This is a genomic window from Kribbella sp. NBC_00359, assembly GCF_036097425.1.
GTDB lineage: Bacteria > Actinomycetota > Actinomycetes > Propionibacteriales > Kribbellaceae > Kribbella.
On sequence record NZ_CP107975.1, the window covers coordinates 1055986 to 1070228 of the forward strand.

Annotated in this window: 12 protein-coding genes; 4 read left to right on the top strand and 8 right to left on the bottom strand. The window is 69.7% G+C overall.

Translation table 11 applies throughout. The features are described 5' to 3' along the window. Window position 1 precedes the first annotated feature (1 nt). A complete protein-coding gene (locus OG876_RS05125) occupies window positions 2-1177 on the top strand; it encodes an Rv3235 family protein (RefSeq protein WP_328523592.1) in 1176 nt (391 codons plus the stop codon). Window positions 1178-1373: 196 nt separating this feature from the next. Then, window positions 1374-2372 carry a VanW family protein gene (locus tag OG876_RS05130; RefSeq protein WP_328523593.1) on the top strand — a complete coding sequence of 333 codons (999 nt, stop codon included), beginning with the start codon at window positions 1374-1376 and terminating at the stop codon, window positions 2370-2372. A gap of 7 nt (window positions 2373-2379) precedes the next feature. Here the strand turns inward: OG876_RS05130 and OG876_RS05135 are convergent, their stop codons facing one another. Beyond that, complete coding sequence (locus OG876_RS05135; protein WP_328523594.1) at window positions 2380-2787, bottom strand: cupin domain-containing protein; 408 nt, start codon at window positions 2785-2787, stop codon at window positions 2380-2382. Window positions 2788-2885: 98 nt separating this feature from the next. On the opposite strand from OG876_RS05135, the gene OG876_RS05140 reads away from it, so the two are divergent. Together OG876_RS05140 and OG876_RS05145 are read left to right on the top strand one after the other, a co-directional pair. Beyond that, window positions 2886-3593 (top strand): helix-turn-helix transcriptional regulator, encoded by a 708-nt coding sequence (locus OG876_RS05140; RefSeq protein WP_328523595.1) that lies wholly within the window; start codon window positions 2886-2888, stop codon window positions 3591-3593. Window positions 3594-3623: 30 nt separating this feature from the next. Then, window positions 3624-3986, top strand: a complete 363-nt coding sequence (locus OG876_RS05145) for a hypothetical protein (protein ID WP_328523596.1) — start codon at window positions 3624-3626, stop codon at window positions 3984-3986. A gap of 30 nt (window positions 3987-4016) precedes the next feature. On the opposite strand, the gene OG876_RS05150 is transcribed toward OG876_RS05145, so the two are convergent. The 7 genes from OG876_RS05150 to OG876_RS05180 all read right to left on the bottom strand — a co-directional run bounded on the left by OG876_RS05150 (window position 4017) and on the right by OG876_RS05180 (window position 14239). Beyond that, entirely contained in the window at window positions 4017-5942 is a 1926-nt protein-coding gene (locus OG876_RS05150) for a hypothetical protein (protein ID WP_328523597.1), read from the bottom strand. Further along, on the bottom strand, window positions 5939-7000 hold the full coding sequence (locus OG876_RS05155) for a glycoside hydrolase family 130 protein (RefSeq protein ID WP_328523598.1): 1062 nt from the start codon (window positions 6998-7000) through the stop codon (window positions 5939-5941). Before OG876_RS05155 ends, OG876_RS05150 begins: the two co-directional genes overlap by 4 nt. Before the next feature lie 25 nt (window positions 7001-7025). Next, window positions 7026-7841 (bottom strand): carbohydrate ABC transporter permease, encoded by an 816-nt coding sequence (locus OG876_RS05160; protein WP_328523599.1) that lies wholly within the window; start codon window positions 7839-7841, stop codon window positions 7026-7028. Next, complete coding sequence (locus tag OG876_RS05165) at window positions 7841-8734, bottom strand: carbohydrate ABC transporter permease (RefSeq protein WP_328523600.1); 894 nt, start codon at window positions 8732-8734, stop codon at window positions 7841-7843. Before OG876_RS05165 ends, OG876_RS05160 begins: the two co-directional genes overlap by 1 nt. Then, window positions 8731-10023: an extracellular solute-binding protein gene (locus OG876_RS05170; RefSeq protein ID WP_328523601.1), complete on the bottom strand. Its 1293-nt coding sequence runs from the start codon at window positions 10021-10023 to the stop codon at window positions 8731-8733. Before OG876_RS05170 ends, OG876_RS05165 begins: the two co-directional genes overlap by 4 nt. Next, a complete protein-coding gene (locus OG876_RS05175) occupies window positions 10020-11057 on the bottom strand; it encodes a LacI family DNA-binding transcriptional regulator (RefSeq protein ID WP_328523602.1) in 1038 nt (345 codons plus the stop codon). The genes OG876_RS05170 and OG876_RS05175 overlap by 4 nt, the downstream gene beginning before the upstream one ends. Window positions 11058-11167: 110 nt before the next feature. Beyond that, complete coding sequence (locus tag OG876_RS05180; protein ID WP_328523603.1) at window positions 11168-14239, bottom strand: ATP-binding protein; 3072 nt, start codon at window positions 14237-14239, stop codon at window positions 11168-11170. Between the last annotated feature and the right edge of the window lie 4 nt (window positions 14240-14243).

Sequence of the window (14243 nt, forward strand, 5' to 3'; positions counted from 1 at the left end):
CATGAGCCAGCCTCAGAACCTCCGTGCGGACGAACTCCAGCACCCGACTCCCCTCACCCCTCTCGCAGCTGTCCCCAAGACTCCGGTGTCCCCGGACGACGTGGCCGGCGAGGTCAGCGTCGCGACACCGCGGCTGCGGGCTGTCGACGGTCCTCCGGCGCACACCGTGCCGGCGACGGTGCGCTACGCGGACAGCATGACCGACGGCGCGCTGGCCCGACGCCTGCACGCGATCACCCGGCTCGGCGTGGTCTCCGCACCCACCTCCCTCACCACCCTCGCCGCCTTCACCACAGCCCCAGCCCAAGCCCGCGAAGCCGAGGGCGAAGACCACCTGAAGGTTCAAGCCGCGGTGGCTGAGGGTCGGAAGCTCGCAGCGGTGTCGGCGGCGGCCGGCGACGGGTCGGCTGGGCCGGTGACGGCTGACGGCGGTGACGGGTCGGCGGCGCTGAAGGTGGCCGCGGCCGGCGACATGTTGGCGGCGCCGGTGACTGCTCGGGCCGGTGACGGGTCTGCGGCACTGAAGGTCGCCGCAGCCGCTGACGGGTCGGCTGCGCCGGTCAGGGCTGGGGTCGGTGACGGGTCAGCGGCACCGATGCTGGCTGAGGTCGGTGACGGGTCGGCGGCACTGAAGGTGGCCGCAGCCGCTGACGAGTCGACTGCGCCGGTCAGGGCTGACGGGTCGGCGGCAGTGGTGCCGGTTGAGGTCGGTGACAGGTCGGCGCTGAGGGTGGCCGCGGTTGGCGACGGGTCGGCTGCGGTGAAGTCGGCCGAGGACGGGGTTGGGTCGGCGGGGCCGGAGGTGGGTGGAGCGGCGGCCGCGGTGGGGGGTGGGCCGGGGGTGCCGGATGCGCGGGCTTGGGCTGGGCGGTTGGTGCAGGCGGTTTCGGAGGTGTTGGCGGGGGATCGGCCGATTTCGCAGTTGGTTCGGTTTGCGGATGAGGCTGTGTTCGCGGATCTGAATCGGCGGGTTCGGGTGTTGGGGCTGACTACTACCGCTACCAGTCGGGGGGCTCGGGAGCGGAGTGCGGTGCGGTCGGTTCGGGTGTGTACGCCGGCTCGGCACGTGGCTGAGGTTGCCGCGCATGTGCGGCACGGGGATCGGTCGAGGGCGATCGCATTGCGGATGGAGATCCGGCGCCATCGGTGGGTTTGTACTGCGCTCGAGATCGGCTGAGCGGCGACGGCGTGGGCGGAGCGGTCGGGGCTCGGACGGCAAGCCACGCCAGCCCGCGGATCGAACTCTCGGTGGAGTTGTGGCGTCGTAGAGGAGCGCAATCCGATCGTGCTTTCGCTGTCATGTGGCTGCGGCAGGCGCGGCGTACCGTAACCGGGTCGGTCGCAGGACCGCCCCTCGTCGTTCGGGGGAACGAATGTCAGACACGACCGTCAGCAGGGCGCTGGAGTTCAGCGGACCGAAAGACACGGAGCGATCGGAGTCCACTGGGGTGACGCCGGACGTGGCGTGGCGGGTCGGTCTGGAGGACCTGACCGACGCAGAGCGAGCCCGAGTGCTGCCCGCGGTACGGCGACGCCGGTGGAGCGAGCGGATGCCGCTGCTCTACCCACTGGCCGTGCGGTACCACCGGGTGCTCAAGCGACTCGAGTGGATGCTGTCCAGTACGCCGTACGCACAGCTGCGGCAGGTGGATGAGTTGCCGGTGCGGGTGAAGCGGCACAAGTCGTTGCTGTTGCGGCAGCTCGGCGAGACCGAGATGTGGATGCAGCACAACAAGGTGACCAACTTGAAGCTCGCATGCGCCCAGGTGGACGGGCTGCTGATCCGGCCGGGTGAGACGTTCTCGTTCAACAAGCTGGTGGGCAATGCGACGCGCCGCAAGGGCTATCGGAAGGGCATGCGGCTCTCGAACGGTCAGGCGCGACCGGGCATCGGTGGTGGGATCTGCCAGCTCGCCAACCTGCTGCACTGGATGGTGTTGCACTCGCCGTTGACGGTGACGCAGCGATCCACGCACAGCTTCGACCCGTTCCCGGACAACGGGCGGGTGCTCCCGTGGGGCGTGGGCTGCAGCATCGTCTACAACTACGTGGATCTGCAGTTCCACAACGACACCGACCAGACGTTCCAGCTGCGCGTCGGAGTGGGCGATCGCTACCTGGAGGGCGAGATCTTCGCCGACGTCCCGGCCGAATCGTCGTACCGGGTGTTCTCGCGGGGTGAGCGGTTCCTCCGGGTCGGCGCGGAGTACTTCCGCCGCAACGAGATCTGGCGGACGGTGATCGACCGGCGCACCGGTATGACGGTCCGCGACGAACTGATCCGCGAGAACGTTGCCCTGGTCAAGTATGTCCCGGTCGACGTGCCGGTGCTGGACGTCGTACCGCCGCGGCAGTACCCGCCGACCCGGTAGCCGGCGACTACTCGAGCAACGCGCAGCCGTACTTCTCGAAGAGTGCGGCCACGTCGCGGGAGAATCCGCCGTGCAACTCCCCGAGCATCGCGTGCGTCGTCGCCGACATCACCAGCACGTACCTGGCCGGCTCCTCGCTCGGGTTGCCGAACGTGTGCGGCACCCCGCGCGGGCCGACGATCCCCGATCCGGCCGGGACGTCGTAGTCCTCGCCGTCGATCCGGAGTCGCAGCGTCCCGGAGAGGACGTACCACGCCTCGTCGTCCTCGTAATGGACATGCAGCGGCGCCTGCCAAGCCACCTGGTCCGACGTACGCCCCGCTGCCTCCCACTCCGCGAGCACCAGCCCCGATCCCGCCGGCGCGACGGTCCGTCCGAGCAGCGGTACGCCCGACACATCGTCTCGACGCGACATCCAATCAGCTCCCCAGTCAGCGTGCACACCATCCTCAACCGCGACAGCCGTGACCACAACCGGCAGGAACTGTCGGTGGAGGGTTGCAGACTGGTGATGTGACTCTGGTTGTGGAGCCGTACCGGGAGCGCCCCGCGCTGGTGCCCGGCGCCGCCTTGTGGACGCGGACCGCCGAGGGCGGGGAGTACCGCATCCTGCCCGACGGCTGCATGGACCTGCTGTTCATGGACGACGACCTGATCGTCGCCGGACCTGACAGCCGCGCGTGGACCGGGACCGCGGACCGCGGGACCAGGTACGCCGGGATCCGGTTCGCCCCCGGAGCCGCGCCGGACTTCCTCGGCGTACCGGCGAAGGAGCTGCTCAACGAGCGCGTCCAGCTGGCCGACCTCTGGTCCCCGGCCCGGAGCAGGCGGATGCTCGACCGCGTCAGGTCGGCGCCCGACCCGGCCCGAGCCTTGGACGAGGCCGTGGCGAGCCTGGCCGAGGAGCCGCCGGATCGGCTGATCATTCAAGTACTGCGGAGCATCCGGGCCGGTGTGCTGCGTGGCGGAGCGGGCGTGTGGGGTCTGGCAGGCAGCGTCGGATTGAGCGAGCGGCAACTGCATCGCCGTTGCCTGAACGCGTTCGGCTACGGCCCGAAGATGCTCGACCGTGTCCTCCGGATGAACGTCGCCCTCGACCAGGCGCGGACCGGCCTCGCGCTCGCGGACGTCGCCGTCCGGACCGGGTACGCCGACCAGGCCCACTTCACCCGCGACGTGAAGGCGCTCACCGGCGTACCGCCGAGAATCCTTCTGGGCTGAGCCCTTCGCCGCGTGTCAGTATTGCTGTTCATGACCGGTGATGCCGAGATCAGTACGACGACTCTGCGGCACAACCCACTGAATGCGGTGACGGCGACCGTCGAGCGGATCACCTACCCGGATGCGCGCACCGCGGTCCGCAAACAGTTGCGGACTGCGGTGGAATCGACTGGCCCGTGGGCCGCCTCGACCGACCCGCGGCACTGGAACTACTGGCGCCGCGAGCTCGAGGTCTACCAGGATGAAGAGCTCCGCAAGCAGCTCGCGGACGCCGGCCTCGTGCTCCCCGCGGCGGAGGTCGAGGAGTACGCGGATGGCGCCGTGCTGCTGATGGAGGACATCGACGGCACCCCGGGCACCGACTTCTCTTCCACCAACGCGGTCAGGCGCTGACCCTCGTCGCCAACTGGTGTGCCGAGGCGATTACCCGAGCACGACGGTGAAGCCGCCGGGTTGGACGACCGCGTGGCTGGGGTTGGTGCGCGAGTGGAGTTGGCCGGTGGAGGTGTAGGAGTAGGCGACTCGGCCCGGGACGCTGACGCTGCGAGGGTGCGAGTCGACGCTGGTCAGCAACGTCCCGTTGTCCAGGCGCAGCGTGCTGATCATGGGGATCAGGAGCAGCGCGTCCACCTGAGCCGGAGCGCTGGCGGTGGCTTTCAGGTTGGTCGCGTACGGCGGAAGTGGTGTGGCCAACGTGATCGGCAGCAGAGCACCCGGCGCCGCGGAGATGCCTTGCGGGCCAGTCACATGATCGATGGTGCCCAGAACGTGCGAGCCGGTGGTCCACGTCGTGCGGGCGGGCGACGGTGTGTCGACCAGGTTGACGATCGGGAGGACCAGGAGCGGCTGGGCTGAGGACGGGAGGGTCCAGGTCGCGGACTCGCCGGCTCCCAGCGAGAGGTAGGAGCCGTTGCTCCATTGGGATTCGCCGGTCCAGGCGGAGGGTGGGGTGACCACCTGACCGCCGGTGGCCGACTCCGCCTCGACGACCCGCAGGCCGTCGTACGTCGGTCGGCCGACCAGGCGGGCGATCTCCGGAGCGGCGTCGAGAGCGAGCATGGAGAGCTGGCCGTGGATGCTGGACTCGGCGCCGGAGTTCCGGTTGACCACACCGTCGCCGGAGATGCCGTCGTACGTGCGACCGGTGGCCGGGTCGTACATCGCCTCGCCGGCCCGGTTCGCGCCGAAGTACCAGGCGGCGACGAAAGCCGCGACCTGCTTGAGGCCGGGCAGTCCGACCGCCAAGAGGCCTTGCAAGCGAGCGTCGACGCCGTAGGCGATCTGCGTACGGTCGATCGGAGCGGGGAGCCAGCCGTTGTCCGGCCCACCGGCAGTCATCAGCAACGGCGTGAAGCCGGCGGTGTCGCCGATCGCCGGGTCCAGCAGTCGGCGAGAACCTAGCGCTGACGAGGCAGCGGCGAGTGCGGACGGCATCTGGGCACCCCACGCGTGCCAGTCCGAGATGGACTCGCCCCAGGGCAGCAGCGCGCGGAACGGCCAAACAGTCCTCGATCCAGCACTCATCGCCGCGATGCCTTCGGCGAACTGTGCCAGCGCCCGCCGAGCCCGCGCTGACCCACCAGCTGGGACATAGGCCGCGAGCCCGAGGACAGCCTCGGATGTCGCATCGGCACCGTTGACGATGAGCCAGGCAGGCACACGGCGACCGTCGACGATGTTGTACTGGCCGTAGCGGGTCAGCACCTGCCGCTCCAACGCCGACACCGCGAGTTCGAGGCGGGCCTTCAGGAAGTCGGCGAAGGCACGGTCGGCTCGGCGGAAGACGGCGTACCCCTCCCCTAGTGCCCAGACCGTGCGGGCAAGCCAGTACGCCGGTCCGGAGTCGGAGGGGTCGGGAAGTTCGGGGGGATCGGCGCTGGGGTTGAGGGTGCCATCCGGTTGCATCCAGAGGACGACGTTGCCGTTGGGTGACTGGAGGAACGTCAGGCCGCGCAATAGACCGCGAGCGGCGGCCAACGAAGATGTGTCGTGGAAGAGCTCCCAGTGGCGGAGGTAGACGACGGCGGCTCGGGAGATGTCGTCGGCGTTGTAGGCGCCCTGCCCGTAGGTGTTGGTGACGGGGTCGTAGGTGCCGCCGCCGATGCGCTTGTAGGAGCCGTCGGCTTGACGGTCCGCGTAGGTCCACAGCACGCCGAGCGGGCCGGAGCCGAAGGTGCTGTGGCCCGGCGCTGCCGGCGGAGTGACCGAGGCCCGGAGGAAGTCGAGGTGGGCGAGGTTGGACAGTCGCCCACCCTTCGGGGTCGCCGCGGCAGCGGTTGCCGTCGGCAACATCACGGCGGCGGAAGCGGCGGCGGCGCCGCCGAGGACGGTACGGCGGGTCGGGTTCATGTCAGTCGGTCCAATCTCGCGACACCGATCGCCGCGTCGGCCATGCCGTAGAAGACGTAGCGCACGCCGTCCACTTCCTCGATCGCGGTCGGGAAGACCACGTTGCCGACGGTCCCGACCTTCTCCTCCGCGGTCTCGGGCACCAGGATCGGCTCCGGCGTACGCGCGATCACCCGGGTCACGTCCTCCGGATCCAGCAGCAGGGCGCCGGCCGCGTAGCAGACCTTCTGCGTGGTCGGATCGAAACCTTCCGGCTGCTCACCGGTGACGCCGTGGTGGATCACCAGCCAGCCCTCCGGCACCCGCAGCGGCGCCGGACCGGCCCCGATCTTCAGCTCCTCGAACGGGTACTCCGACATGGCCACCAGCCGGTGATGACGCAGATGCACGAGATTGCGCAGGTCCCGCTCGACATCGGCGACCGGCACGAAGGACACCCAGATCCCCGGCCGGTCATCGGTGACTCCGGCCGGCAGATGCACACCTTCGCCCTCGCGGAACCACCCCAGGTCCCACATCGGCCGATGCAACATCGCGTACGACGGTTCGCCGTCCGGACCGGGCACCGGCTCGGGGAAGAACACGGTGTCCTTGTTCGGGAACAGGTTCAGGTCGGTGTCGAGCGAAGGCTGGTACTCGAAGTGCAACGGCCCCAGCCGCGTCCACGAGCGCAGATCCGACGAGACCGCGAGCGCCGGCTTCGGGCCGAGTGGGCCGTAGGCGACGTACGTCATCACGTGCAGGCCGAGCGACGGGACGTACGTCACGCGCGGGTCCTCGACGCCGGCGTTGTTCAGGCCGCGCTCCCAGCCTTCGTCCGGGGCCAGGACGACGCCGTCGCGCCGGACGCCGACCGGCACACCGTCCTTCAGTTCGACCTCGGCCAGCCCGACCCGCGACACGTTGCCGGAAGCAACCAGTCGCGGCAGGAGGTACAGCGTGCCGTCGGGGGTGTGCCCGGTGGCCGGGTTCAGCACCCCCTCGGCCTCGAGTTCGTTGCCCGGTTCGGCCGTCATCAGGACGCCGACGCGGGTCAGGGTGTAAGGAACAGTAACCACGAGAAGCCTTTCAGAATAAGAGATTTCAGCCCTTGACCCCGGACGAGAGGTTCGAGGAGATGAAGCGGCGCTGGAAGATCACGAACAGCGCCACCGCGGGCGCGGCGAGCACACAGGCCCCGGCGAGGACGGCGCCGAACGGGTTCGCCGCCCGCGCCGACACCGTGGTCAGGTAGTTGGACAACGAGACCGCGAGCGGCTGCAGGGTCTGCTGCTTGGTGATCAGGAACGGCCAGAGGAACTCGTTCCACGGCCCGATGAACGTCAGGAGTACGCCGGTCAGCAGCGCCGGTTTCACCAACGGCACCGCCACCCGCCACAAGATGTCGAGCTCGGACGCACCGTCGATCCGGGCCGCGTCGAACAACTCGGCCGGCAACTGCAGGAAGTACTGCCGGAACACGAAGACCGCGGTCGAGTTGATCGCGAACGGCAGGATCATGCCGAGGTAGGAGTCGGCCAGACCGTAGGTGCGCACGATCATCACGTACAGCGGGATCGTCAGCAGCTGGAACGGCACGACCTGGATCAACAGCATCAGCCCGAACACCGCACCCCGGCCGCGGAACTGGAGCCGGGCCAGTGCGTAGCCCGCCAGCACGCCGAAGACCAGTGTGCCGAGGATGACCCCGCCGGTGAAGATGCCCGAGTTGAGCAACGACTTCCCGAGGTTGATCGCCTTGTTGATCTCGCTGTAGTTGTGCAGGGTCACGTTCCCGGTCGGGATCGACCCGGTGACGGACGGATCGGGCTCGGCCTGCAGGCTGCCGATCAGCATGTAGTAGAAGGGGAACAGGAACACGAACGCGCCGATCAGCAGCGCGACGAACCGCAGCCGCATCAGTCTTCCCTCCCGACGAAGCGCCGTTCGAGCAGCGCGACGATCAGCACGCCGATCACCAGCAGCACGCCGATCGCGGAGCCGACGTCCGGATTGCCCTGTTCGATGCCCTTCTGGTACATGATCAGCACCGGCGACGCCGAGGCGCCGTCCGGGCCACCGCCGCCGGTCAGCAGATACGGCTCGGTGAACAGGTTCGCCCCGGTCACCGTGGCCAGGAGTACGACGAGCGTGGTCGCCGGCCTTACTCCCGGAACGGTGACGTTCAGGAACGACTTCCACCGGCTCGCGCCGTCCATCGCCGCTGCCTCGTACAGATCCGCCCCCACGTTCTGCAAGGCGGCCAGGTACAGCAGGATGAAGAACCCGAGCTGCTTCCAGGTCACGAAGAACGCGACCGTCGGCATCGCCAGCTTCGAGTTGACCAGCCAGGACGGGTCCGGCGCGAGCGGGCCGAGGATGGAGTTGACCAGCCCGTTCGAGCTGAACAGGAACAGCCAGACCCCGACCACGGCGACGCTCGCGGTCACGTACGGCACGTAGTAGCTGACCCGGAAGAACGTCCGCCACCGGATCGCCGAGTTCAGCGCGGTCGACAGCCCGAGGGACAGTATGACGGTCAGCGGCACGTTGATGACCAGGAAGATCAGCACGTTGAAGAACGACCGCTGGACGGCCGGGTCCGTCAGCACGGTGACGTAGTTGGCGAACCCGACCCACGGCCGGTCCACGATCGCGCCCGGCGCCGCGAAGAAGTAGTCGTGGAACGACATGTACACCGCGAAGCCGAGCGGGTAGGCGAACACGGCCGCGACGAACACGACGTACGGCGTGACGAACGCGGTGCCGACCGGGTGCTCACCCAGCACCCGGGTGAGCGGCCCGCGCCTCATGATTGCTTGACGAGCTGATCAATCTTCTGCGCAGCGCCGTCCAGGGCAGCGCCGACGTCCTGCTGGCCGAAGATGACCGACTTGGAGTAGGCATCCCGGAAGGTCTGCCAGATGGCGATCGAGTTCGGCACGTTCGGCACCTCGACCGTGCGGGCCGCCTGGTCCGCGAACACCTTGTAGTCGGGGTTCTTGGTGAAGTAGTCCGCGTACACCGACGCGACGTCCTTCCGCAGCGGCATCTGGCCGGTCGTCTGCAGGAACTTGCCGTCCTGCTCCTGACTGGTGGCGAACTTCAGCACGTCCCACGCCGTCCCGCGGTTCTTGCAGGACGAGTACATCGCGACGTTCTTCGCGTCGGAGAAGGTGTGGATCTCGTTCGCCGGCTTGGCGGCCGAGGTCGGGACCGGGACGACGCCCCAGTCGACCTTGCCCTTGTATGTCGCGATCGCCCACGGACCGACCACGGCCATCGCGGAGGTGCCGTCGACGAACGCGTCACCCGTGTACTTCTCCTGCGACGACAGCTTGTCGGCGTACATCGTCCGCCAGAAGGTGGCGACCCGCTTGCCCTCGTCGGAGTTGAACGTCGACTTGCCGTCCTCGACCAGTTGCTTGCCGCCGGTCTCGGCCGCGTACAGCGGGTAGAAGTCGAACCAGGACTGGTAGAACTCGTTGCTCGGCGCCGGGTAGATGGCGACCTTCGCGGCCTTCGAGGCGACCAGCTTGCGCGAGGTGGCGAGGAAGTCGTCGTACGTCGTCAGCGGCGGCTTCGCGGTGTCGATACCGGCCTTCGCGAACGCCTTCTTGTTGTAGAAGATCATCACCGGGTTCGACTTCCAGGGCAGCTGGTAGTACTTCCCGTCGGCCGACTTGTACTGCTTGGCGATGTCCCCGGAGCGGTCCTCGATGTACGACGTCCCGTCGCTGAACGAGTCGAGCGGCACCAGGCCGCCCTGCTTCTGGAACTGCGAGACCGAGGCCGGCGAGGTGTTGAAGATCAGGCACGGCGCGTTGCCCGCGGTGATCGCGGCGCCGATGACCTCCTCGGAGCTCTTCCCGGTCGGGATCTCCTGGGCGGTGACCTTCTGGTCCGCGTGGGCCGTGTTCCAGGCCGCGACCATCTGCTTGCCCCAGGCCACTTCCTCGGCGTTGTTCGAGTACCAGATCGTGATCGGCCCGCGGGCCTTGGCAGCGGCGTCGGCGTCACCAGAGCCGCCACCACTACTGCCGCCACACGCGGCGAGCGAGCCGGCCAGGACAACGGCCAGCAGTCCAGCTTGCAACTTCATGATTCCTCCAGCTGTGGGGGTACAGCGGTCGAGCGTCGTACGACGAGCTGCGCGGGGGGCAGCTCGACATCCGGTACGTCGGCGGCACCGTCGACGACCTGGTTGAGGGTGTGGGCTGCCGCCTCGCCGAAGCGGAACGGGTCGGCGCGGACAGTGGTCAGCCCGGGGTGGACGTACTCGGAGATCTCGCTGTCGTCGAAGCCGGCGATGCTCAGGTCGTCCGGCACGGTCAGTCCGGCGGCCTGGGCCGCACTGAGGCCGGCGATCGCCATCCGGTCGTTGGCGTAGACGATCGCGGTCGGCGGCTCCGCGAGCGTGAGCAACCGCCGGGTCGCCTCGGTCCCGCCGGCCGCGGTGAAGTCGCTGGTCTCCATCGCCACCGGCTCCAGACCGGCCGCGGCGAGGGTCGCGGCGAAGGCCGTGGATCGCGCGGTCGCGTGGACGAACGCCGGCGGGCCGCCGACGTGCGCGATCCGGATGTGACCGAGCCGCAAGAGGTGCTCGACCACCGCGGTCGTGCCGGGCCGGTCGTCCAGGGTGACGGCCGGGAACGGCGACGCGCCGTCGGGCCGGTTCAGCGTGACGGCCGGCAGGCCGAGCTCGACCAGGAGGCCGATCCGGGGATCGTCGTGCCGGAGATCGGACAGGAACACCCCGTCGACCCGGCCGTCCTGTGCGAGTCGCCGGTAGCCGGCCTCCTCGGCCTCGCCGGCCGTGACGACCTGCAGGACCAGAGCCTGCCCGCGGGTCGAGAGCACACTCTCGACACCCGCGATGAAGGCCGGGAAGAACGGGTCCGACGACAGCACCGCCGGGTCTCGGGTGATCACCAGGCCGAGGGCGAACGCCTTCGAGACCGAGAGCGACCGGGCCCGGTTGCTGGGCCGCCAGCCCAGTTCGTCGGCAGCCGCGATGATCTTGTCCACGGTCGACTGCGCCAGCCCGGGCCGTCCGTTCAGCGCGAACGACACTGCGCCCTTGGAGACCCCAGCCCGGGTCGCGACATCCGCGATCGTCGGCCGCTGTTTCGCCACACGCACCTACCTCGATGGGTTTAAACCGGTTTAACAGGCATCTAAACCGGTTTAAACCACGGCGTCAAGAGGTCAGCGACAGTCACCGTCCGGAGTCGTCCACGGCCGGCTCAGACGGCGAGCGTCGTACCGGCGGCTCCCAGTTCACGCAGCGTGAGCAGTCCGTGCGCACGCGCCTGGCGGTCCGGGGCCGTCGCCAGCACGACCGCCTGCTCGTACCGGTCGCCCAGGCGGCCCCACGCCGCCGCGGCCTCCTGCCACTGGCCGGCGAGTGTCGCCGCCCACGGGCCTGGTGCGTCGGCGGGAGCCGGTACGTCGACGCCGGCTCGACGCAGATACGTGCAGAGCTCGCCGTGCATCGACCGGTGCCCGGCGGCCTCGGCGAGCCTGAGCGCTCGCTGGGCGTCGTCGGTCAGGGCGCCGAGCGAGCCGTCCAGCCAGCCGAGCTCGATCCGTGCGGCCGCCAGCGGACCCACGACGAAGCTGTCGTCCGCGAGTGCTCGATCGGCGAGCGCGACGGCCAGGACCTCGCCGGCCGTGGAATCGCCGCGCCGAGCGAGAAGCCGGGCGAGAACGCTGCGGGCCAGCGAGTCCATCAACCCCGGTTCGCCTGGGCTGTCCAGGAGCGCGCGGAGGTCGGCGATCGCCTGGTCCCAGCGGCCCCGGCTCGCCTGGACCGCGGCTTCGGTGAGCCGCAATCGATACTGACCGGCGAAGAACTCGCCGTCCGCCGCGGCCCGCAGCCCGGCGGCGACGTACCTCTCCGCGTCGTCCAAGCGGCCGCTGCGATAGGCGCCGCCGGCCGCATTCACGTAGCAACGCACCAGCGTCTCGATCCGGCTGTCCGCCCCCGCCAGGGAGATCGCACGCCGTAAGTCCTCGTCGCCGCGCGCATCGCCCCGGGCCAGCCGTGCGTCGCCCAAATAGCACCCGGCCTGGGCTTCCAGGTCCTGCCGCCCCAACTGCAACCCGATGGCCAGTGCGCGCTCGGCGTACCGCTCGGCCCGTGCGCTCGGCTCGGCGACGATGCCGACCGTCGCCAGGTTGCTGTGGGCGCGGGCCTGCTCGATCAGGGCCGCGGCCAGCCGGGCGTCGTCGCCTGTCGGCTCGAGCAGCTCGACGGCTTGCGCCGCGGCGAGCCGGGCCCGCATCGGTCCGTGCCCGAACATGACGACCCGCGCCAGCACCAGCAAGGCATCGGCCAACCTGGACGCATCGCCGGCCTCCTCGGCCGCACCAACCGCGGCCGAGGCCGATTCCAGCGCGGCCTCGAAACGATTGACCACGTAGAGGGAGTAGGCACGCCGGGTCAGCAGCTCCGCGGCTTCGGACGAGCCGAGCAGCTCGCGGTGGCGCAGTACGACGTCGAGGACCCCGACCGCTTGGCGATGCGCACCGAGGCGGGCGGCCTCGAGAGCAGCGGCCGGACCGTACTCGAGGATCACGTCGGTGCGTCCACATCGCTCCGCGTGATGCACCAGCCGGGAAGGCTCGACGGCCGGATCCTCGAGGAGCCTGTCGACCACGGCCCGGTTGGCGCCGATCCGCTCCCCGGCCGTCAACGACGACTCGATCGCCCGCCTGGCCAGTTCGTGGCGGAACGCGAGCGTGGCGTCGGTTCCGATCAGCATGCCGGACCGCTCGGCCTCGACCAGGACCGGCTGATCCCCGGCGAGGTTCTCGGCCAGCCGTCGCTCGGCGCGACTCGGGATCACGGACAGCCGCTCCAGCAGCGTTCGGGCCGACGGCGACAGCCTGCCCAGGCGGGCCAGCACGGCATCGCGGACGGTCGGCGGTACGTCGGTCTCCCCGGCGGCGAGCACCTCGGTGACGAAGAACGGATTCCCTTGCGTCACGCGATGAATCTCCACCGCTTCACGAGTGCTCGTCGCGCCCAGTCGCCGCACCGCCTCGACGCTCAACGGTGGCAACGTCACTCGCCGTACGGCGGAACCCGCAAGGCTGCCCAATAGCTGCCGCAGCGGGTGACCGGCGTCGACACCGGTCTCCCGGAAGGTGAGCACGAGCACGGCCGGAATGGCCGGGAACCGGCGGGCCAGGAACCGGATCGCGTCGAGCGTCGCGTCGTCGGCCCAGTGGATGTCCTCCACCACCACGACCGAAGGGCAGGCGGAGAACGCGCGCAGCAGACCCGGCAGTGCGGTGTCGAGCCGATCGCCCGACAGGGCCGCGGCCAATCCCGCGTCGCTCTCGGCCATGTCGCGGAACGGCCCGAGGCTGCGCGGCGCGAGCAGGTCGTCACAACCGCCGATCCCCACCTTGATCGCGCGGCTCAGTCCGTCGACGAACGTACGCACCAGCGCCGACTTGCCGGCTCCCGCCTCACCGGAGACCAGGACAACGACACCACGGCCTTCGTCGACGGCTGTGCCGACGGCCGCCGTGAGTTCGGCCAACTCCGCGTCCCGCTCCACCAGGTCCGTGCCACCCTGCGGTCCGCTCATCACGTCGGCGGATCGAGGCGGCGCAACCGACTCGACGGCCAGCAGACGATCGCGGAGTACGACGGCCTCGGGCCCGGGCGAGATGCCGAGCTCGGTGCTCAGCGCATGCTGCATCCGGGCGTAGCGGCGCAGCCCGGTCGGCCGATCACCGGAGACGACCGCTTCGCGCAGGAGCTCGACATGCGCCTCCTCGTTGGCGGGGTCCATGGCCAGCAGGGATTCCCAGCGACCCGCTCCGCGCAGCAGGCGCATGACCTGAAGGCGCAGCCGGTCACGCGGTCCGTCCAGCCACGGCTCGGCCAGGTCGTCGGGGAGCAGTTCGCCCGCGAGCACAAGCGCTTTGGCGCAGAGCTCCGGCGATGCGGGGTCGGCCGCCAGCGCGGCATCCGCGGCCGCCTCGAACGCGCCCGCATCAACCTCGAGCATCGCGCCCGGGAACAGCGCGACGACATCGCCCTTGAGGACCACGGCGTCGCGATCGGCAAGCGCCGTACGGGCATAGTGAGCGGCCTTGTGCAGCCGGGGAAGCGCGAGATCCACGCTGAGCTCCGGCCACAAGGCGTCGACCACGCGGTCGCGGTGCAGCCTTCCACCGGGCGACAGCGCCAGCAGTTTGACCAGCGCAGCCGCTTGGCGACGGCTCCACCGGCGCGCAGGAATCGGCGCGCCGTCCACCTGTACGGCGAAACCGTCCAGCATCCGCACGCTGACCTGCATAGGT